A 19,601-nucleotide genomic window follows, 5' to 3' on the forward strand; every position below is an offset into this window, starting at 1 on the left:
GATGATGGGATTCGTTGCAGAGAAGATCGAAGGAATGCCCGAAGTCTATAGGCACGTCTCCGCGCAAGCGTTGCGTGACGCGCTGAAGAAGATGCAACTTGTGCGTCGATTCGAGGAGAGTGCGGAACAGGCGTACATGCGCGGCCTGATTCACGGCACGATGCACCTGTCCATCGGGCAGGAAGCCTCCGCGATCGCGATGACGATGCTCCTCACCGATGAGGACTACATCACGTCGACGCATCGGGGACACGGCCACTGTATCGGCAAAGGTGCGGATCCGAAACGCATGTTCGCCGAGTTCTTTGGTAAGGAGACAGGGTATTGCCGGGGGCGGGGCGGTTCGATGCACATCGCGGATGTGAGCCGTGGAAATCTCGGCGCCAACGGTATCGTGGGCGGAGGCTTGCCTATCGCGGTCGGCGCGGCGCTGTCGATCAAGAAGCGGCGCAAGGACTCGGTTGTCGTGTGTTTTTTCGGCGATGGCGCGAACAATGAAGGTGCGTTCCATGAATCGCTGAATTTTGCCGCGATCTGGAAGCTGCCGGTGATTTTCGTCTGTGAAAATAACCGGTACGGCATGTCGATGTCGGTCGAACGTTCGACGGCCGTCAGTCGGATCTCGCAGCGCGCGGCTGCGTATGACATGCCCGGCGTAACTGTCGACGGCAACAGCTTCGGCGACGTGCTGACGGCGGCTGAAGGCGCGATCGAGCGTGCGCGAAAAGGCGAGGGGCCGACACTCATCGAGTGCGAGACATACCGCATTCGCGGCCACTCCAAGAGCGACCGGAACCGCTATCGCACCCGCGAAGAGATCGAGTCCTGGGGTGCAAGGGATCCCATTGCGAAATTCGAGAGGCAGTTGGTGGAACTTGGACTGATCGACGCCGCAGCGGTGCAAGCAATCCACGCGGAAGTCGAGGAAGAAATCAAGGCGGGTCTGGACTACGCGCAGAACAGCCCGGCACCGGACATCGCCGAGTTGACGCGCTACGTATATACGAAGAACGGGGGAAATGACCATGAGTGACCAGCGCGAACTGACTTACGCTCAGGCGATTCATGAGGCAATGGGCATCGCAATGGAGCGAGACGAGCGCGTGTTCCTGATGGGCGAGGATATCGGAGTCTACGGCGGTGCGTTCCAGGTGACCGGTGACCTGTTTCAGCGCTTTGGTGCGGAACGTGTCATGGACACGCCCATCGCGGAGCTGGCAGGCGCCGGCATTGCGGTCGGCGCGGCCATGACCGGCTGCCGGCCGATCTACGAATTCCAGTTTTCGGACTTCGCAACGCTTGCGATGGAACAAATCGTGAACCAGGCCGCGAAGATGCGTTACATGCTGGGCGGAGAAGTCTCGGTGCCGGTCGTGATGCGCTTTCCGGCCGGTTCGGGGACAGGTGCCGCAGCCCAGCACAGCCAGAGCCTCGAGGCTTGGTTCGCGCACGTTCCTGGGTTGAAGGTGGTGCAACCCAGTACGCCCCATGACGCGAAGGGATTACTGCTTGCTGCGCTCGAGGATCCCGATCCGGTGATGATCTTCGAACACAAGCTCCTGTACAAGAGCAAGGGCATCGTGCCGGAGGGCTACTATGTCGAGCCGATCGGCAAGGCCGTCGTTCGCCGCGAGGGGCGGGATGTCACGATCGTCGCGACTTCGATCATGACCGTGCGTTCGCTGGAAGCGGCAGACGCGCTGCAGCAGGAAGGCATCGACGTGGAAGTGATCGATCTGCGCAGCATCCGGCCGATCGACCGCGAGGCGATCATCGCCAGCGTACGCAAGACTTCACGTCTGGTATGTGTGTACGAAGGTGTTCAGCAACTGGGCATAGGTGCCGAGATCGCGTCGATCGTATGCGAAAGCGACGCCTTCGATTATCTGGACGCACCGATCGTCCGGTTGGGCGGCGCGGATTGTCCGCTGCCTTACAACCCGCAGCTCGAGAAGGCTGCCGTGCCGCAGGTGCCCGACATCGTCGAGGCGGTTCGGCATATCGTCGGTCGGAGGGGCTGAGATGGCGACCGAAGTGATCCTTCCCCGCGTCGATATGGACATGACCGAGGGCACGATTACCGCCTGGTATGTCAAGGACGGCGACACGATCAAACAGGGTGAGCCGATCTTCGACATCGAGACCAGCAAGGCCACGATGGAAGTGGAGGCTCCGGCGAGTGGCACGGTTCGGCAGATTACCGCCAGCGTCGGCGATACGGTCCCCGTCGGAACCGTGATCGCATGGATCTATGCCAATGGCGAGACCGTCATCGAGCAGGACGCCGGCGCAACAGCATCAGGCGTTGCCGAGCTTGACGCCGCGGCTGAACCCTCGGTCCATCGTCGCGCGGACGTCGCAGCCGCGGCATCGTCGGGCGATATCGGTGATAGCCGGATTCGCGCAACACCCGCCGCTCGTCGGGCTGCTCGCGAAAGCGAAATCGACCTGGGCAGCCTGCAAGGATCCGGTCCGCATGGCCGGATCGTCGAAAATGACGTGCGCGCCGTCGCCGTCGGCAAAGGTGGTTCACGTGAAGTGCCGGCCGGCGCGAGCCAGCAAGGCGCGCTCAATCGGGTCTGGCTGCAGCGAGGCGGCCCCGCGACGCTGGTGTTTCTGCATGGATTCGGGGCCGAGGCGAATAGCTGGCGCCCGTTCTTCAATGCATTGCGCGACGCCGGCCTTGCGAAGAATCTCGGTGTCCTGTCGATCGATTTGCCCGGACATGGAAAATCGCCGGCCGCCGCTGCCGCATCGCTGGAGAAAATCGTCGACGCGATCGGCGCTACGCTGGCGGCCGAAGATGTCGCGAATTGCCATCTCGTCGGGCATTCTTTCGGCGCGGCTGTCGCGATCGCGTTGAGTGCGTCGCGCCAGGTGCATGTGCAGTCGTTGACGCTGGCCGCACCAGCCGGGCTGGGCACCGAATGCAACGGTGCGTTCTTGCGCGGGCTGACGCAAGCTGCTGATCGAACCAGTCTTACGCCATGGCTGCGGGAATTGGTCGCGCGTCCCGATGTGATCGACGAAGCGTTCATCGCGACGGCGGAGCAGCAATTGTCGAGTGAGGCAAAACGTGTGACGCTTGCGTCAATCGCGGAGACGTTCTTTCCAGGCGGCCGGCAGAAGATCGATCTGCGAGAAGCCATCGCGTCGCTGACGATGCCTGTTCGCGTCGTCTGGGGGGCGTCGGATAAGATCATTCCGATTACGCACGCGAACGGCCTGCCTGGCCGGATTGCGCAGCACCGCTTCGCAGACGTCGGTCATTTGCCGCACGTCGAAGCGCTGGCTGATGTGGTCGGTATCGTCGGCGAGCAACTGTCACGGTAGGCGGGGCCATACATGAACCTGGAGCTTGACGGCAAGATCGCGCTGGTAACGGGGCTATCATCCCCCATCGGCGACGAGGTGGTCCGTGCGTTGCGTACCGCCGGCGCAACGGTGCTTACGCAGCGGGCACGCGTTCTCGAACTGGTGGATGAAACGGGAGACGGTCAAGCGAATGTCGACAGTACGCCGGCGGAAATCTTCACGGCGCGGCGTGCGGTCGATCTGGTTGAACGGACCGTGCTTGAATTCGGGAGACTCGATATCGTCGTCCATAACGGCTGCGCGCGCCTGGATGCGGGAAACGATCTCGAGATTCACGAACGAGAGATCGATCACGCGTACGCCGAGTGCGTCAAGGCTGCGTTTTACATCGCCCATGCCGCAGCTTTGCAGTATCGGCGAGTCAAGCGAGGTGTGATCGTCAATATCGCGCCAACTGCCGAGGCGGATTCCTGGTGTGTGCCGTGGCAGAGCGCCTGTGCCGCGGCACTCTGTCAGCTATCCCAAGCAATGGGGCAACGATTGAAAGGTGACGGAATCCGTGTCAATGCCGTCTGTCCAACGGTACCTTCATATGACGAGTTTCGCCGCACCTCACATGGTGTGCTGCTGCAGCCGACCCCGCTGCCGTCGATCCCGAGGCGAGATGACGGCATGTCCGCCGCAGTGCGTGCCGCTCTATTCCTGGCTTCGGAGGCGTCACACTACATTTCGGGTCTCGTGTTCCCGATCGAGGTCAATTCGGGTTTTTGTTAGAAGAATCTTTGCTGCGGGTTTCGTGTCGCGTTTTCCCGTATTTACCTAAAAATGTACAATTGTATTATTTCAATAAACATTTGTTCAAAATGGCGGCGTGAAATAACTGCCGGATTCGTCTCGTTTGTTAACGCAGTTCGTGCGAGGCAGGAGACATGCAATGGAACTCGTTCGGTTCGGTTTACTGGCATTGGCGATTACGTGGGCGCTGCAGCTCATCGCCGGGTGGGCCCATATGCGCTATTACCGGGACACGCTCAGAAAGACTGCGCGAACGTGGGGCGACGGCTTTCTCGGCGTGGGGACGTTCAAGCCGCGGATCGGGCGCGGCGCAGTTGCGATCGTCGTCATCGGTGACGATTGCATTGTCAGACAAGTATTGGCCATGTCCGGACTGACTGTGTTCGCTCGTTTCGAGGCGCTTTCCGGATTCAATGGCGGGTCGATCGGCGAGTTTCAACACCATTTGGAGACCTTGGCGCTTGCACCCCGTCTTAGGCACGCACTTCACAACGCACTCGACATGGCTTGCAGAACGGCGAACGCTAACCGTCCTATCGGTGCCGTGATTGAGTAGGCGAACGCCGTATAGAACGCAGGTCGCAGCACTGTTTTGATTGACGCATCTGTCGCACATCACAACTTCATCAGGAGACAACCATGAATCCGCTGGATTTTCTTACTCATGCCGCCGAGGCATTTATCGGTGTATTCAACGCAGGCGGAAAGACGTTCGTCGGCTTTGTTACGGGTATTTTGCCGACACTGATCGTGCTGCTCACCGCGGTCTACACGATCATCGCACTGGTGGGGGAGCAGCGGATTCAGGGATTGGCTCGTTTCCTTTCGAAGAATATCGTGACGCGATACTCGCTGTTGCCATTGCTCGCGATGTTCTTTCTGACCAATCCGATGGCCTACACGTTCGGTGTCTTCCTTGAAGAGCGTCACAAACCCGCATTCTACGACTCCGCGGTGTCCTTGTGTCACCCGATCACTGGCTTGTTTCCGCACTGCAATCCCGGCGAGCTTTTCGTCTGGCTTGGTGTGGCAGCAGGGATCACTAAGCTCGCTGAAACGCATGCCGCACCGTTTTCATTGCCGAAACTCGCGCTCTTCTACCTGGGTGTCGGCCTTTTCGTCAATCTCCTGAAAGGAGTACTGACCGAAGCGATCACCCGCATGATCGCGAAGCGCGAAGGCCTGACGCTCTGAACTCGACACAATAAAACACGATAAATCATCTGGAGGAGAAGGAAATGGACGCGCGTACGTACAAGGCAGTTGAGGTTCGAAAGGGGGCCAACGGCTGGGGCGGTCCACTCGTCATCGCACCGACGGTGGAGCGCAACAAGATCGTAGCCGTGACCGGAGGAGATATTCCGAAGGTGGCACAGCGGTTGGCCGATCTGACCGGAGCAACGGTCGTGGACGGCTTCCGCAATCCGCCGCTCGAATCGGAAATCGCGGCTGTCGTCATCGATTGTGGGGGAACCGCGCGGTGCGGCGTATATCCGCGAAAGCGCATCCCGACCATCAATCTGAGTCCGGTCGGGCAGTCGGGCCCGCTTGCGCAGTTCATTACCGAAGATATCTACGTGTCCGGGGTCGAATTGAACAGCTTGCGGTCCGTCGACGACGACGCGTCGAACATCGACGCGCATCGCGCCGCCTTGACGAACGGCGACACCTCACCCGCCGCAACATCGTCGCCGGCGCAACCGCGAACCGGGGCAAGCCATGGCGGCTTCGTCGGGATGATCACGTCGGTTGGCCGCGGCATGGGCGGCGTCGTGAACGTGCTGTTCACGAGCGGGCGAAAGTCGATCGATACCGTCATTCGCAACGTGCTGCCGTTCATGGCGTTCGTGACGATGCTGATCGGCGTGATCAATTCGACCGGGGTGGGGACCGGGCTCGCTCATCTGCTTTCGCCGCTGGCCGGTAATATTGTCGGACTCGTGATCCTGTCTGCAATCTGCGGTCTTCCGTTCCTGTCGCCCGTACTCGGACCGGGCGCCGTGATCGCGCAGGTCATCGGCGCGGCAATCATCGGGCCGGCCATCGGCAATGGCACGATTCCGCCGCATATGGCGCTGCCGGCGCTGTTCGCGTATGACACCCAGGTCGGTTGTGATTTCGTGCCGGTCGGGATGGCACTCGGCGAAGCGAAACCGGAGACGATTCGCGTCGGCGTGCCGGCCGTACTGATCAGTCGCCAGATCATGGGGCCGATCTCGGTGTTGATCGCCTGGGTGGTCAGTTTTGCTCTCTAAAAACATCTTGAGGTCACGCATGCATTACTACAAGACAATCATTTCCAGTATCGGCGAAGAGGTGGAGTCCCTTCTCGAAGGTGGCGTGCTGATTTTGTATTCGGATGGCGCGCCTCCCGAACTGGCAGAGGTGTCGGTTCTTCACCGCGTAGAGCAGGCGCACAGCCACGCGCCGCGTATCGGTTCCGTGCTGCGCATCGGCGAAATTTCCGCGGTCGTGACCGCCGTGGGGCCGACGGCCTGGAACAAGGTGAGCGAACTGGGCCATGTCGTCATCACGTTCAATGGAGCCCATTCGGCGGAGCGCCCCGGCGAGATCTGCGCGTCGACGATCGATTATGAACGGCTCTTCAAGAGCATGCAGAAAGGGACCGTCATCGAGATCGTTGACGCCTGAATCGCGCCGACGTCAATCGTCGTCACCCACGGAATACGAAAAGGCATCGTCATGTTGGAAACTCAGGTTATTGTCAAGGTACACGAGGGTCTGCACGCACGCCCCGCGACGCAATTCGCCAAGCTTGCGAAGGAGTTCAATAGCGCGCTGAAAATCGGGAGAGGCGATGCATGGGCGGACGCGAAGAGCGCCGTAAAGCTCATGTTGCTAGGCGTGAAGCAGGACGAGCAGATACTTCTCCGAGCGGACGGCGAAGACGAATGCGAAGCGCTCGACAGGTTGACGCAATTTCTGTCGAATGTCAGCGCAATCGTGCAGGGCGCCACTGCGCCGGACGGCCATCGCGGGTCCGACAGTTCAGCGACGGCTCCGCGAGCGTTCGAGCACACGGCCGCAGCGCCATCCGCTGACGATGCCGATTCTCCGGGCGCGTTGAAAGGTGTTCCAGCGAGTGAGGGCCTGGCATTTGGCAGTGCGCTCGCGTATGTTCGTGACGAGCTCGTGGTCGATCGCCAGTTCGTGTCGGAACATGAGGTAGCAGACGAGTCCGCGCGATTCACCGCGACGCTCGAGTCCACTTTGGCTGCAATGCTCGAGCCGGGCGACGGGACGATGGGAAACGAGATCATCGAGGCGATCGCCGATGTCGCAAGGAGCGACGACTATGCGGGCACGATTCGCGAGCTCATCGCAACGCGGTGGAGCGCGGCGGCGGCTACGCTGAAATGCGGGCAGGATCTGGCGTTCGCGTTCGAATCGATGACGGACGAGTATCTTCGCAGCCGCGCCGACGACATTCGCGGCCTGACGCGCGAGATCGTGGCCGTGCTCCTTGGCAAGCAGCAGAAGTCGCTGCGGGAACTCGACGTACCGAGCATCATCCTCGCCGAGGAACTGTCCGCGCCGGATCTCGCGCGCGCGAACCTCGCCAATATTCTTGGAATCGTCTGCACATCCGGCAGTGCGACGTCTCATGTTGCGATCATCGCGCGCTCGCATGGCATTCCGGCCGTTCTGGGCCTCCCGATCGACAAGGAAAGGCTGCGATCGGTCGTGCGTGTATCGATTGACGGCACGACCGGGGAAGTCTGGCTCGACCATTCCGACGAGCATGAAAAGGCGTTATCGCGCCGCATCGAGGCGCAGCGCGAACAGCAATCGGCGCTCCTTGCTTATCGGGACGTCGAGCCCCGCACTCGCGACGGACGCACGATACAGATCGCCGCGAACATGGGTTCTCTGTCGGAGCTCGACTCGGCCCTGCAAGCCGGCGCGATGGGCGTGGGGCTATTCCGTACCGAGCTTTTGTTCATGGACCATCAGCGAGTGCCCACGGAGGACGAGCAATACGAAGTTTATGCCACGCTCGCACAGCGCTTTCACCCGTGGCCCGTCATCATTCGGACGCTCGATGCCGGCGGCGACAAGCCGTTGCCGGGCATTCGCTTCCCGAAGGAGGAGAATCCATTTCTGGGGTGGCGAGGCATTCGGATGTGTCTCGACAGCCCTGAAGTCTTCGAGCCGCAACTGCGAGCGCTACTGCGTGCCACCGCGCACGGGAACATCTGCGTGATGCTGCCGATGGTCGACGATGTCGACGAGGTTCGCCGTACGAAGGCGATCATCGAGCGCATCGCCACGGAACTCACCGAAGCGGGGGTGCCGTTTGCAGTTCCAAAGCTCGGCATCATGATCGAGACACCGGCTGCGGTTCTCACCGCCGATTTGCTGGCGCAGGAGGTCGAGTTCTTCTCGATCGGGACCAACGACCTTACGCAATACATCATGGCCGTCGATCGCATGAATCCCAGCCTTGCGTCGCTCTACAGGACGGAGCATCCAGCTGTCATTCAGGCGATCAGGATGGTGTGCGACGCGGCGAAGCGGGCGAATATTAGTGTCGGCGTGTGCGGTGAGGCTGCGTCTCGGCCAAACATGATTCCTGTGTTCGTGAATCTAGGGGTCGACGAACTGAGCATGAGTCCCAACTCGATACTGCGCGCAAAGAAACTCGTGACGGAAATCTGATTTTCGATCGGAAAATGACAGGGGCGTGGCATAGACGATCCGCAAGATCCGAATTTGCCACTGCTTCGCGGGCCCGGCTTGATACATGGAGTGGCGGGCCATCTGTCTCGCCGCGCGGGTATCTGGCCTTGTCGGGCTATTTCGCTATGCCTCCCGAGCTGCTTACCGGGCGACACGGCACGATTCGAGGAGGCGATTTTGCCGGATGGAACTGCCGTCTGGTCTTCTCGAACACAGGCAGCCTTCACACCCGAAAGCCGTCCCAGCTTTCGCCAAGATTGCCCGGTTTCCTTCCACCGCTCGTCCAGTTGCGCGTCTACATCAAGAACGAGTGATGAGCCGCGACGTGAAACGTCGGGCCGCACCCGCCTGCAGCGAGGCCGCTCGTCGCGCTGAATCGGTTCCCCAGCGTCCGGCGTGTGCGATCTAACTCCCGCTGCGTTTCACCCAGGCAGGGGCGATGTCGGTGTAATCCCTGGTCATCATTTAGCCTTGTATTACCTGCCGGACGGCTGCCATCGCTACAGTCCTGTTTAACAGCTCGCGACGGCAGGCCCAACAGATTCGCGGCGATCGGAACGAGCGGCGTGGCAACGTTGCTGACGTCGGTCTGCAAATGAGCCGGCGCAAAATCACCCACAAAGAGCACCTATGTCATTGAAGCCCAGTTCTCGCCCTCGAGCGACGCATTGTGCAGTTGGCATCGTCGCCATATTTGCAATGATCGATTCGGGTTTGCTCACGTCGAAGCACGCTGATGCTGCCGAGACGGGCGACCTCGCGGGCGGCCAGGTGAAGTTCGCCCTGTGCATAGCCTGTCACGGTGCGGATGGCCGTACTCCGACGTCGCCCGGTTTTCCGAAGATTGGCGGTCAGAATCCATCCTATGTAGCGACTGCGTTGCACGCATACAAAAGCGGGCAACGCAATGGAGGCCTTGCACACATCATGCAGTCCATGGCCGAGCCGCTCAGCGACCGGGATATCGATAATCTGGCCTCATATATCGCCACCCTGGGTGGCGACAAATAGACGACGGTTCTCTCGGTTTTTTTCACTCGACCTGAAAGGAAATGAAAGATGTCCAAGCGAATTCTTATCGTCGCCGGCGATTTTGTCGAGGATTATGAACTGATGGTGCCGTTTCAGGCTTTGACCGCCATTGGACATACGGTGCATGTCGTCACACCGGAGAAGCGTGCGGGAGAAACGATCCGCACCGCCATTCACGATTTCGAAGGTGACCAGACCTATACGGAAAAGCGAGGTCACAACTTTACGTTGAACGCCGATTTCAATTTGACCGACCCCGCGCAATACGATGCGTTGCTCGTTCCGGGGGGGCGCGCACCCGAATATCTCCGGCTGAACGCGAACGTCATTGCATGGGTGCGTCATTTTGCCGAGGCGAAGAAACCGGTTGCGTCCGTATGCCATGGCGCGCAGTTGCTTGCTGCTGCCGGAGTCATCGAAGGGCGTCGCATTTCTGCCTACCCGGCGTGCGAACCGGAGGTCAAGCTGGCGGGGGCGCACTACGTGCCGCTTGACTGGTCCGATGCCGTCACGGACGGCAACTTCGTGACGGCCCCTGCGTGGACTGCGCACGCGAACTGGCTCGCGCAGTTTTTCACGTTGCTCGGCACAACCGTCACACATTGAGCGGGGTTCCATGTCCAAATTCATTCACACGATGATCCGTGTGCGCGACCTCGATCTGGCGCTGAAATTCTACGCCACCGTGCTGGGAATGACGCCGAGCCATCGGCTCGATTTCGACGACTTCTCGCTCGTTTATCTGCGCAACGACGAGGCCGACGCGGAGATCGAACTTACGTGGAACAAGGGGCGAGACACGCCCTACACCCATGGCGACGGCTATGGACACATCGCTGTCGTAGTGACCGACGCGCATGCGGAGCGCGAACGGCTGTGCGCACGAGGCGTCGAGCCGAAGGAGCTGCGCGAATTCAGAACGGATGAAGGTGAATTGCTCGCGCGTTATTTCTTTGTCGAGGATCCGGACGGCTACAAGATCGAAGTGCTGGAAAAGCACGGGCACTATCGCTAGCCCCACGACCCGCCTGCGCGTACGGACGCTCGACAGTCTGCGCGCCAACATGGAAGGAGACGATGATGACAGGTAAGACGATATGGATCGCCCCGGGCGCTGGGGGGGCGAGCGGGACGCGGATGCCGGTTTCTCTGACGCGCCGCGACTTGCTGAAAGGCAGTGGCGTGCTCGTCGGTACGCTCGCGCTGTCGTCCACGCTTGCGATGTTCGCGCCAAGCCGCGTGTGGGCGCTTGAACTCGAGCATCTCGACACGCATCAAGGCGCTGTCTTGCTCGCGATGGTCAGACAGATATATCCGCATAGGACACTGGACGATGCCGTCTACGCGCTGGTCATCAAGGATCTCGACGTGAAGGTCCGAAACGACGAGGCCACACGCAAGCAAATCGCCGATGGCGTAAAGGTGCTCGACAAAAAGGCGCTCGGCGGTGACTGGACGAAGCAGCCTGCGCAGTTGCAGGCCAACGACATCAAGGCTATTTCGACCACGCCGTTCTTCGAGACTGTGCGCAGCACGGCCGTTGTCTCGCTGTACAGCAATACGCTCGCGTATAGACACTTTGGGTACGGCGCTAGCGAAGGCGACGGCGGCTATCTGTTCAAGGGATTCAACGATCTTGCGTGGCTGCCCAACCCGTCGGAGCAGGACAGTGGTCCTGTCCCGGCGGCGTGACAACGAGGGGAGGGAATATGGCAACGACTCAGGGCAGCAAGCGCTTTTCTAACGACGACAGTCATGTCGTCGTCGTCATTGGCTCGGGCGCGGGTGGCGGCACGCTTGCGAACGAACTCGCACAGAAGGGCATCGACGTCGTCGTGCTAGAGGCAGGTGCCCATAATACGCAGGCCGACTTCAAGACCGAGGAATGGGACGCGTTCAAGCTCCTTTCATGGCTGGACCCGCGCACGACATCCGGGACATGGCGAGTTGCCAGGGACTTTCCGGCGCTGCCGGCATGGATCTGCAAGACTGTCGGCGGCACGACGACACACTGGGCCGGCGCAAGCTTGCGCATTCAGCCGCACGAATTCAAGGCGAGAACGACCTATGGTGCGATCGACGGTGCAACGCTGCTCGACTGGCCCGTCACCCGCGCGGATCTCGATCCATACTACGACCGCGCGGAGAAGAAGATGGGCGTGACACGTACCAACGGCTTGCCGGGACTTCCTGGCAACAACAACTTCAAAGTGATGTTTGCGGGGGCATCGAAGGTCGGCTATCGCGAATGCAGTACGGGGCGCATGGCAATCAACAGTGTAAATCGCGACGACCGCAGTCACTGTTATCAACGCGGCTTCTGCTTTCAGGGATGTCGATTCAGTGCGAAATGGTCGACGCTCTATACCGAGATACCGAGAGCGCAGTCCACTGGCCGTATGGAGCTACGTCCGAACTCCCATGTCGCGCACATCGAGCACGACGCGCACGGCAAGGTCAACGCGGTCCTGTATTTCGATGCGAAAGGAAGGCTGCAGCGGCAAAAGGCGCGTGTAGTCGCCGTCGCCGGGAATTCGATCGAAACACCGCGGTTGCTGCTTGCATCCGCATCGAGCCGCTATCCGAACGGCCTCGCCAACTCTTCAGACCAGATGGGGCGCAACTACATGCGCCACACGACCGGCTCGGTGTACGCTGTCTTCGACAAAAAGGTCGAAATGTACAAGGGTACGACGATGGCGGGCATCATCGAAGACGAAGCGCGCTTCGATCCGAAGCGCGGTTTCGCTGGGGGCTACCACATGGAGACGATTTCGCTCGGCTTACCGTTCTACGCTGCCTTTCTGAATCCCGGCGCGTGGGGAGCCGACTTTACGAGCGCGATGGACGCGTATCCATACACGGCGGGTATGTGGATCGTTGGCGAGGACATGCCGCGTGCGAACAATCGTGTGACACTCAACCATCACGTCAAGGACAAGTTCGGTTTGCCCGTTGCCAACGTGCATTTCGATGATCATCGCAACGACCAGGCGATGCGCGAGCACGGGTTCAGGCAGGGTACTGCAGTCTATGAGGCGGCAGGCGCAAAGACGGTATACCGTGTGCCGCCTTATCCGTCGACGCACAATCTCGGCACTGCGCGTATGAGTGCACGCGCGCAGGATGGCGTCTGTAACAGTTTCGGGCAAACGCATGACATTCCGAATCTGTTCATTTCGGATGGCAGCCAGTTCACGACTGGCGCCGGGGAAAACCCAACGCTAACCATCGTCGCCCTTGCTATTCGCCAGGCCGATTACATCGCAGGAAAGATGAGCCGGCGGGACATCTGAACGAACGCGCCGCGACCTGCAATGGCACGCCGCGGCGCAAAACTGCCGGGAGGTTTTCATATGTGCCAGATCTACGTCAATGCAGACCCGATTCTCTACGAATCCCGTACGCGCGCACTGAGGATTCATGGCGTTGTGACGACCGTCAGACTCGAGAATCTCTTCTGGGATGTCCTGCAGGAGATTGCGAACCGCGAAGGCATGACGACGACACAGTTCGCCGTAAAGCTCTATGACGAGTTGCTTTCTTTGCGTGGAGAAGAGCCGCTGAACTTCGCGTCGTTTCTGCGGGTGTGCTGTTTGCGCTATCTGTCGACATCGGCGTCACGAGGTGACGCAGCAGGGGATGGGTCTCGCGCGGCAGCGTTTCCGCCGAAAATTCTGAAGGCGGTCTAGGGAATCGCTGATTGATCCCGGAAAATAGCGGCATTCGCTTCATGACAGCGGCAGTCAATCGGGATCCTGATGTGTTCGAGGATCCGAACACATTCGACCATACTCGTTCGATGCGTGGGAGCCAGATACTGTCGTTCGGCATAGCTGTGCGGGGCAATTGATCAGCCGCGTCGAAATCGAAGTGATCTTGTCAGCCATAGCGGAACGCTATTCGCGCGTGGAACTCGCCGGTTCTCCCGCGGTTCAGCACGACGATCGCATTCGCAACTATTTGACTTTGCCGTTGCGCTTTTCCTGAAGCGACCAAGGGCGCGAATCGGGGGATGCTCGCTAAACGGGTGTATTCCGGATTGCCGCTCGAGGAGCGTCTCCCGAGCAACAACTGCTCGGGGCGCTCTCTTCATTCTGCTATCGGCGACCCGCCCGGTGTCGTCATGCGCAGGCTGTCGGCCGTATCGTCCGTTGCTTCCATCATTCCTCATCCGCGCTCCGATAGCACGCCTTCCAATAGCGCTCGTCCGGGAAGTGTCCCGGCGATGTCCCAACCTCACGACATCAATGGTTCGCCGTATTGGCCGTCGCGGTCAGCGCATTTGCGTTCGTCACTTGCGAATTTCTACCGGTCGGCCTTCTGGCGCACATCGCTCTGGATCTGCATGTCACGTCCGGACGCTCAGCGTACAAGAGATTCGTAGCTGCAGCTTCGACGTCGGCGTGCGTCTTCATGCTGCAGCGCCCTCACGCGTAAACACGGAGTTTTGCGTCTTGCAAAGCCGTGTAGAATGTGCGCAAAGAATATGAATATGCATAAAAAATAATCTTAGGCATTTCTTGTGCACATTGGCGACTTCGTAAACGATATGGAGGAGACGACGGTGAAAAGGTGGGTCATTACGTCAATTGCTTGCGCGACAGCGGGTCTAGGCCCGGTATCTTGTGCCTATGGGCAAAGCAGCGTGACGCTCTGGGGCTTGCTCGATGCGGGTGTGTCATACATCAGCAATACGTCGGGCCACCCTGCATGGCGGCTCGACGACGGCATCGCGTTGCCCAACCTGCTGGGATTTCGCGGGACCGAGGATCTCGGTGGCGGCACCCGCGCGGTGTTCCAGCTGGTGACGCAGTTCACGCTGCAGGGCAATCTCGTTGCTCAGAAGAGCAACGGGAGCGGCACGGGAACCGGGCTGTTCGCGCGCAATGCGTGGGTCGGAATCGACAACGCACGCTTTGGCAAGCTCACGCTCGGACGTCAATACGACTTCATGGTCGACACGCTGTTCGCCGATGTCGGGGCCGATATGGCGATGTATGGCGGCGGATTCTACGGCTTCCGGGATGGTCCGTTTGCGAAGCTCGGCATTCCTGATTCTCCGCCGAACGAGGCGTTCGACTTCGACCGCATGAACGGCGACACGCCTCTTGGCAACTCGGTCAAGTACACGAGTCCGTTGCTGGGAGGATTCCGGTTCGGCGGAATGTACGCATTCGGCGGCGTGGCCGGGGATTTCCGCCAAAACAGCGCGGAAAGCTTCGGTGGCAGCTACAGTGCCGGCGCGTTTGCATTCGGCGCGGCCTATACCGACGTGCGTTATGCGTCATTGCTCGGCGACAGCATCAGGAACTACGGGCTCGGCGCGAAATATCGCGGCGACAAGCTGCTGCTGACGGCGCTGTTCACTGACACGCGCAATACGCACAACGGCGCGGTTGTCAACGCGGCGGAGGTCGGCGCACTGTATCAGTTCACGCCGGCATTCTCGACGAGCCTCGCCTACACCTACATGTGGGGGAACGAGGTCGTCGACCGCAATCACGCCCATCAATGGGGGGCCGTTGCGAAGTACCATCTGTCGAAGCGGACGGCCGTCTATCTGCAATCGGTGTATCAGCTGACGAACGGGGGGGCGAATGCGTCGATCAACGGGACGTTCGGCCCGTCGAGCAGTCGCTCGCAGTTCATCGGCCGGATCGGCATGCAAACAATGTTCTGATTGATCCGTGCGACGGCGGCGGGAGTCGTCGTCGCAATGGGGTGCATTCGCAGACGCAGTATCGGGGCACTGCGCGCGACTTACTGCACCGATGCCAATTGCCGTTCCAGTGCGGCGGCAACACGAGTCAACGTTCCTTCTATATGCTTGCGCAGCAATTTCGCTGCCTTGTCCTTTTCCCGTCCGATCGCCGCTTTCATCAGCGCCTCGTGTTCCGCGCCCTTGTGGCGTTCCTCCGTCCGATGGAGTGCCGAGTAGCGCCGATAGCGCTCGGCGCGGTCGAACAGCGATCCGACCATGTTCAGCAGCAGCGGGCTCGGCGTCGCGGACAGCAGCGCCATATGGTAGGCGCGATGGCGCTCCGACCAGTCGTCGTCGAGGGCCACCGGGCCAGTACCCATCCGCTTTTCGGCGAGGCTCAGCCGATGGAACGCTGTCAGCACGGCAACTTCCCAGTCGTCGTCACCATGCTCGATGGAATCCATCAGCGCTTCGTGTTCAAGTAGGATGCGCAGGCGCGTGATGTCCTTGAAGTCGTCGATACTGATCGGTGCGACCCAGAAGCCGCGATTCTCGGTCGCCTGCACGATTCCATCCTGCGCGAGGCGGTTCAGTGCTTCGCGAATCGGTGAACTGCTGAGACCGTAGGTCTTCGACAGACTCTCGACTTTCAGGCGCGTGCCTGGCTCCAGTTCACACCGGATGATCGAGGTTTTCATCCGTGCGAAAGCAACATCGATGAGCGGGGCACCATTGGAGGCAGGTGTCGAATCCATGGCGTGGCATTCCGGATTGTCAATGCGGTAATTTTATGCGCAAAGCGCGCTTCTATGCAAGATCGACTCGAAAGGCTTGTGGGACAAAAAAAGCGCTCGGGCAAAGCACCGAGCGCTGAAGGCTGTTACATGATGCGCGTTCCGGATCAAAGGCTCGTTGCCGGCGCCTCAAATGCTTGCGAGCCGTTGGTCGCTAGCGCACCCACGAGCTCGTCGAGCAGCGCAAGCGCTTCCTGCAGCTCACGGCAACCACCGTACACATAGTGATCGGGGCGGGCGAGAACCACACGGCAATCGTGTTGCGCCATCCAGCCGGTCAGCACGCCACTGACGTCCTGATATGTATCCGGCGAGGCATCGGGCGCGAGCGCGTCGGGCCCGATCGAGACGAACCGGATCGCCGGATACTGTAGGCGATCGCATGCCAGCCGAAGTTGCGCGACAGTCGTGGCATCGGTACGTGCGTCCACCGCGAGCCGGAAGGTCGCGCCGGTCACGTCGTCGAGCAGGCGCTCGTCGCCGGCGGACGTCCGCACGCGTGGTTGCGGAAACAGCAGCCCGCGTGACCCGTCGCTCGAAGCGGACAAAAAGCCGTCGCTCAACCCCGGGATCAACGATTGCCGGACCATTCCCCGCGGATTGGCGGCCATCTCTGCATGCAAGCGCACGTCGCGCGCGCTGGCCGCGACCGGATCACGTTCACAGATCAGCTTGCCCAGTTCCTTCGTCACGAGTGTCGTGCGCTTGACGTGCGGCAACCGTTCAGCCTGATAACTGTCGAGCAGTGCCGTACCGGCCTTGCCGCGCGTAACCATCGCGAGCTTCCAGACGAGATTGGACGCATCCCGGATGCCTTGACACATTCCCTGCGCGAGGAACGGCGGTGTCATGTGCGCTGCGTCACCGAGGAAGAATATCCGCCCGGCTTGCCAGCGGCGCAGCACGAGCGCGTGAAACCGGTAGGCGGATGCACGCCATATCTCGTATTCGTCGTCGGCGAGCCAGCGCGAAATCAGCTTTTTCACGAACTCGGGCCGGCAGGCCTCGGCAGGCGTCTCGTCCGCGTTGATCATGAACTCCCAGCGGCGGCAGCGGCCGGGGCCGACGACGAACGTCGACGGGCGCGCGATCTCGCAATACTGCACGTTGGTTGCCGGCAGGCTCTCGCCGGCACCGTCTTTGAGCATCACGTCGACGACGAGCCACGGCTCGTCGAAGTCGAGATCCTCCATGTCCAGGCCGAGCCGCGTACGGATCGGGCTCGTTCCTCCATCGCAGGCCAGCACATGGCCTGCGGTGAACGTGCGTTGCTCGCCCGACGCCAGCGCGATCGTCACGGATGCGGCATCGTCGTGCGATTCGACCGCAGTCGCTTCCGCACCGAGCTCGACCCTGACCGACGGGTAGCCGGCGAGATTGTCGCGCAGGATTCCTTCGATTTGCGGCTGCATGAACACGTAGTTCGGCGCCCAGCCGAGCTGGTGCGGCGGGGCTGCCGCGTCGATGCGGCGGATCACGCGCGTATCGGTCGTCCGGTATTCGGACGGCCGGTACGGCATCACGTATTGCGCGATCCTGTCTGCAATCCCGAGGTTGGCCAGGATCCGCATGATTTCCTGGTCGAATCCCATTGCCCGCGGCTTGTCGTAGACAGTGAGCGACTTGTCGACGACCAGCGTGCGCAGGCCGGCCTGACCGGCCAGGTTGGCGGCGACTGCACCGACCGGGCCGAGACCGACAATGATCAAATCGAAGTCCACATCTCCTCCATGTTCATATTCGTTCCGCCGGAGCCGACCACGTTCGCCCGGCGGTGGGGGCGGGTTCACCGGACCGTCGCCCGACTGATCTCAGTATGCCTTCGTGTAGGCGGTCTTGACGGTCGTGAAGAATTCGGCGGCGTATCGGCCTTGCTCGCGCGGGCCGTAGCTCGACGACTTCGTGCCACCGAACGGCACGTGGTAGTCGATCCCCGCGGTGGGCACGTTGACCATCACCATCCCGCTGCGCATGTGTTGCCTGAAATGCGCCGCATATTTCAGAGACGCCGTACAGATGCCGGCCGATAATCCGAACTCGCTATCGTTCGCGATCTCCAGCGCCTCGTCGTAATCCTTCGCGGGGATAGCGCATGCGATCGGGCCGAAGATCTCCTCGCGTGCGATGCGCATTTTCGGCGCCGCATCGGAGAACAGCGCCGGCGTCAGAAAATGGCCTCGTGTGCGGCGGGCGACGGCCGTACCGCCGCACACGAGCTTTGCGCCTTCGTTCCTGCCGATTTCCACGTACGCTTCGTCCAGTCGCAATTGCTCACTGTCGACAACGGGCCCGATCTGCGTGTCCGCATCGAGCGCATGCCCGACGTGGAACTGCTCGAGCGCCTCCGCAACCCGGGCGACGAAGCGCGTGTAGATACCTTTCTGCACGATGAAACGGGATGATGCGGTGCAGCGCTGCCCGGTCGAGTAATAGGCGCCCTGTATCGCGCAGTCGACGGCGACGTCGAGGTCCGCGTCGTCCAGGACGACGAGCGGATTCTTGCCGCCCATCTCGAGCTGCATCCGCTTGAACTGGCGCGCGCCCTGCAGCAGCAGGTTCCGCCCGGTATCGACCGATCCGGTGAACGAGACCGCGTGGATTTTCGGCGAGACGACCATCGCGTTGCCGACTACACTTCCGCGCCCCATCACGAGATTGAAGGTGCCGGGCGGAATGCCGCTGCGGTGGATGATGTCCGCGAGCGCCCACGCGGATCCCGGGACGAGGTCCGCCGGCTTGAAGACGACGCTGTTGCCGTGCGCGAGCGCCGGCGCGATCTTCCAGGCCGGAATGGCCATCGGGAAGTTCCACGGTGTGATGATGCCGACGACGCCGACCGGCTCGCGCGTGATACTGACGTCGACGAGCGGCCTGACCGACGGCAGGTGCTCGCCGCCCGAGCGCACCGCTTCGGCGGCGTGGAACTTGAATATCTGCCCGGCACGCGCGACTTCGGCAATGCCCTCGGCAAGCGTCTTGCCTTCTTCACGCGATAGCAGCGTACCGAGCTCAGTCTGCCGCGAGAGCAATTCGCTGCCGATCGCGTCGAGTGCATTCGCTCTGGCCTGGATGCCGCTGTCCCGCCAGCCGCGTTGAGCGTCGCACGCGGCGTCGATTGCCTCGTGGGCCTGCTCGACATCCGCGTGCGCATAGTCGCCGATCACGTCGTCGAGATCGGACGGATTGATGTTGCGGCGTGAAGTGGCGCCGGTGCGCCACGACCCGCCGATCAGATTGCATTTCATGACCAGTGATCTCCC

19 protein-coding genes and 1 pseudogene are annotated in these 19,601 nt (G+C 60.9%); 17 read left to right on the forward strand and 3 right to left on the reverse strand.

The annotated features are described in order from the left end of the window. Positions 1 to 4 precede the first annotated feature (4 nt). From ACTJKF_RS08170 to ACTJKF_RS08250, 17 genes and pseudogenes are all read left to right on the forward strand, one after another. Positions 5 to 1,033, forward strand: a complete 1,029-nt coding sequence (locus ACTJKF_RS08170; protein WP_440623055.1) for a thiamine pyrophosphate-dependent dehydrogenase E1 component subunit alpha — start codon at positions 5 to 7, stop codon at positions 1,031 to 1,033. Beyond that, positions 1,026 to 2,021 (forward strand): alpha-ketoacid dehydrogenase subunit beta, encoded by a 996-nt coding sequence (locus ACTJKF_RS08175; RefSeq protein WP_440623056.1) that lies wholly within the window; start codon positions 1,026 to 1,028, stop codon positions 2,019 to 2,021. The genes ACTJKF_RS08170 and ACTJKF_RS08175 overlap by 8 nt, the downstream gene beginning before the upstream one ends. A gap of 1 nt (position 2,022) precedes the next feature. Next, positions 2,023 to 3,333, forward strand: coding sequence for an acetoin dehydrogenase dihydrolipoyllysine-residue acetyltransferase subunit (locus ACTJKF_RS08180; RefSeq protein ID WP_440623057.1), 1,311 nt, complete (start codon positions 2,023 to 2,025; stop codon positions 3,331 to 3,333). A 12-nt stretch (positions 3,334 to 3,345) separates the two neighbouring features. Then, positions 3,346 to 4,089 carry an SDR family NAD(P)-dependent oxidoreductase gene (locus tag ACTJKF_RS08185; RefSeq protein ID WP_440623058.1) on the forward strand — a complete coding sequence of 248 codons (744 nt, stop codon included), beginning with the start codon at positions 3,346 to 3,348 and terminating at the stop codon, positions 4,087 to 4,089. A 160-nt stretch (positions 4,090 to 4,249) separates the two neighbouring features. Then, positions 4,250 to 4,666, forward strand: a complete 417-nt coding sequence (locus tag ACTJKF_RS08190; protein ID WP_440623059.1) for a transcriptional regulator GutM — start codon at positions 4,250 to 4,252, stop codon at positions 4,664 to 4,666. An 83-nt stretch (positions 4,667 to 4,749) separates the two neighbouring features. After that, positions 4,750 to 5,304, forward strand: a complete 555-nt coding sequence (srlA, locus tag ACTJKF_RS08195) for a PTS glucitol/sorbitol transporter subunit IIC (RefSeq protein ID WP_062885851.1) — start codon at positions 4,750 to 4,752, stop codon at positions 5,302 to 5,304. Positions 5,305 to 5,348: 44 nt separating this feature from the next. Continuing rightward, the gene (gene srlE, locus ACTJKF_RS08200) at positions 5,349 to 6,365 is read left to right on the forward strand and encodes a PTS glucitol/sorbitol transporter subunit IIB (protein ID WP_440623060.1); all 1,017 of its coding nucleotides are present in this window, start codon (positions 5,349 to 5,351) and stop codon (positions 6,363 to 6,365) included. Between the two features lie 19 nt (positions 6,366 to 6,384). Beyond that, complete coding sequence (locus ACTJKF_RS08205; protein ID WP_048985735.1) at positions 6,385 to 6,762, forward strand: PTS glucitol/sorbitol transporter subunit IIA; 378 nt, start codon at positions 6,385 to 6,387, stop codon at positions 6,760 to 6,762. 51 nt (positions 6,763 to 6,813) lie between these two features. Further along, positions 6,814 to 8,790 (forward strand): phosphoenolpyruvate--protein phosphotransferase, encoded by a 1,977-nt coding sequence (ptsP, locus tag ACTJKF_RS08210; RefSeq protein ID WP_440623061.1) that lies wholly within the window; start codon positions 6,814 to 6,816, stop codon positions 8,788 to 8,790. Between the two features lie 651 nt (positions 8,791 to 9,441). Continuing rightward, a complete protein-coding gene (locus ACTJKF_RS08215) occupies positions 9,442 to 9,822 on the forward strand; it encodes a c-type cytochrome (protein ID WP_440623062.1) in 381 nt (126 codons plus the stop codon). 48 nt (positions 9,823 to 9,870) lie between these two features. Beyond that, a complete protein-coding gene (locus ACTJKF_RS08220) occupies positions 9,871 to 10,449 on the forward strand; it encodes a DJ-1/PfpI family protein (RefSeq protein WP_440623063.1) in 579 nt (192 codons plus the stop codon). 10 nt (positions 10,450 to 10,459) lie between these two features. After that, positions 10,460 to 10,858: a VOC family protein gene (locus ACTJKF_RS08225; protein WP_440623064.1), complete on the forward strand. Its 399-nt coding sequence runs from the start codon at positions 10,460 to 10,462 to the stop codon at positions 10,856 to 10,858. Between the two features lie 65 nt (positions 10,859 to 10,923). Further along, a complete protein-coding gene (locus tag ACTJKF_RS08230; protein WP_440623065.1) occupies positions 10,924 to 11,535 on the forward strand; it encodes a twin-arginine translocation signal domain-containing protein in 612 nt (203 codons plus the stop codon). Positions 11,536 to 11,552: 17 nt separating this feature from the next. Then, positions 11,553 to 13,139 carry a GMC family oxidoreductase gene (locus tag ACTJKF_RS08235; RefSeq protein WP_440623066.1) on the forward strand — a complete coding sequence of 529 codons (1,587 nt, stop codon included), beginning with the start codon at positions 11,553 to 11,555 and terminating at the stop codon, positions 13,137 to 13,139. A 60-nt stretch (positions 13,140 to 13,199) separates the two neighbouring features. Continuing rightward, complete coding sequence (locus ACTJKF_RS08240) at positions 13,200 to 13,535, forward strand: ribbon-helix-helix domain-containing protein (protein ID WP_124449994.1); 336 nt, start codon at positions 13,200 to 13,202, stop codon at positions 13,533 to 13,535. A 544-nt stretch (positions 13,536 to 14,079) separates the two neighbouring features. Next, a pseudogene (locus ACTJKF_RS08245) lies at positions 14,080 to 14,205 on the forward strand (MFS transporter); the annotation flags it as partial. Between the two features lie 190 nt (positions 14,206 to 14,395). After that, entirely contained in the window at positions 14,396 to 15,526 is a 1,131-nt protein-coding gene (locus ACTJKF_RS08250) for a porin (protein WP_440623067.1), read from the forward strand. Between the two features lie 80 nt (positions 15,527 to 15,606). Here the strand turns inward: ACTJKF_RS08250 and ACTJKF_RS08255 are convergent, their stop codons facing one another. The 3 genes from ACTJKF_RS08255 to ACTJKF_RS08265 form a co-directional block, all read right to left on the reverse strand. After that, positions 15,607 to 16,302, reverse strand: a complete 696-nt coding sequence (locus ACTJKF_RS08255; RefSeq protein ID WP_060067727.1) for a GntR family transcriptional regulator — start codon at positions 16,300 to 16,302, stop codon at positions 15,607 to 15,609. A gap of 146 nt (positions 16,303 to 16,448) precedes the next feature. Beyond that, positions 16,449 to 18,062, reverse strand: coding sequence for a bifunctional 3-(3-hydroxy-phenyl)propionate/3-hydroxycinnamic acid hydroxylase (locus ACTJKF_RS08260; RefSeq protein WP_440623068.1), 1,614 nt, complete (start codon positions 18,060 to 18,062; stop codon positions 16,449 to 16,451). A 90-nt stretch (positions 18,063 to 18,152) separates the two neighbouring features. Continuing rightward, complete coding sequence (locus tag ACTJKF_RS08265) at positions 18,153 to 19,586, reverse strand: aldehyde dehydrogenase family protein (RefSeq protein ID WP_440623069.1); 1,434 nt, start codon at positions 19,584 to 19,586, stop codon at positions 18,153 to 18,155. Positions 19,587 to 19,601 lie beyond the last annotated feature (15 nt).

This window comes from Burkholderia sp. 22313 (genome assembly GCF_052045245.1).
Lineage (GTDB): Bacteria > Pseudomonadota > Gammaproteobacteria > Burkholderiales > Burkholderiaceae > Burkholderia.

Coding starts and splice junctions, on each gene's coding strand:
- ACTJKF_RS08170 (WP_440623055.1), top strand. CDS start 5: ATGGGATTCGTTGCAGAGAAGATCGAAGGAATGCCCGAAGTCTATAGG.
- ACTJKF_RS08175 (WP_440623056.1), top strand. CDS start 1,026: ATGAGTGACCAGCGCGAACTGACTTACGCTCAGGCGATTCATGAGGCA.
- ACTJKF_RS08180 (WP_440623057.1), top strand. CDS start 2,023: ATGGCGACCGAAGTGATCCTTCCCCGCGTCGATATGGACATGACCGAG.
- ACTJKF_RS08185 (WP_440623058.1), top strand. CDS start 3,346: ATGAACCTGGAGCTTGACGGCAAGATCGCGCTGGTAACGGGGCTATCA.
- ACTJKF_RS08190 (WP_440623059.1), top strand. CDS start 4,250: ATGGAACTCGTTCGGTTCGGTTTACTGGCATTGGCGATTACGTGGGCG.
- srlA (WP_062885851.1), top strand. CDS start 4,750: ATGAATCCGCTGGATTTTCTTACTCATGCCGCCGAGGCATTTATCGGT.
- srlE (WP_440623060.1), top strand. CDS start 5,349: ATGGACGCGCGTACGTACAAGGCAGTTGAGGTTCGAAAGGGGGCCAAC.
- ACTJKF_RS08205 (WP_048985735.1), top strand. CDS start 6,385: ATGCATTACTACAAGACAATCATTTCCAGTATCGGCGAAGAGGTGGAG.
- ptsP (WP_440623061.1), top strand. CDS start 6,814: ATGTTGGAAACTCAGGTTATTGTCAAGGTACACGAGGGTCTGCACGCA.
- ACTJKF_RS08215 (WP_440623062.1), top strand. CDS start 9,442: ATGTCATTGAAGCCCAGTTCTCGCCCTCGAGCGACGCATTGTGCAGTT.
- ACTJKF_RS08220 (WP_440623063.1), top strand. CDS start 9,871: ATGTCCAAGCGAATTCTTATCGTCGCCGGCGATTTTGTCGAGGATTAT.
- ACTJKF_RS08225 (WP_440623064.1), top strand. CDS start 10,460: ATGTCCAAATTCATTCACACGATGATCCGTGTGCGCGACCTCGATCTG.
- ACTJKF_RS08230 (WP_440623065.1), top strand. CDS start 10,924: ATGACAGGTAAGACGATATGGATCGCCCCGGGCGCTGGGGGGGCGAGC.
- ACTJKF_RS08235 (WP_440623066.1), top strand. CDS start 11,553: ATGGCAACGACTCAGGGCAGCAAGCGCTTTTCTAACGACGACAGTCAT.
- ACTJKF_RS08240 (WP_124449994.1), top strand. CDS start 13,200: ATGTGCCAGATCTACGTCAATGCAGACCCGATTCTCTACGAATCCCGT.
- ACTJKF_RS08250 (WP_440623067.1), top strand. CDS start 14,396: ATGGAGGAGACGACGGTGAAAAGGTGGGTCATTACGTCAATTGCTTGC.
- ACTJKF_RS08255 (WP_060067727.1), bottom strand. CDS start 16,302: ATGGATTCGACACCTGCCTCCAATGGTGCCCCGCTCATCGATGTTGCT.
- ACTJKF_RS08265 (WP_440623069.1), bottom strand. CDS start 19,586: ATGAAATGCAATCTGATCGGCGGGTCGTGGCGCACCGGCGCCACTTCA.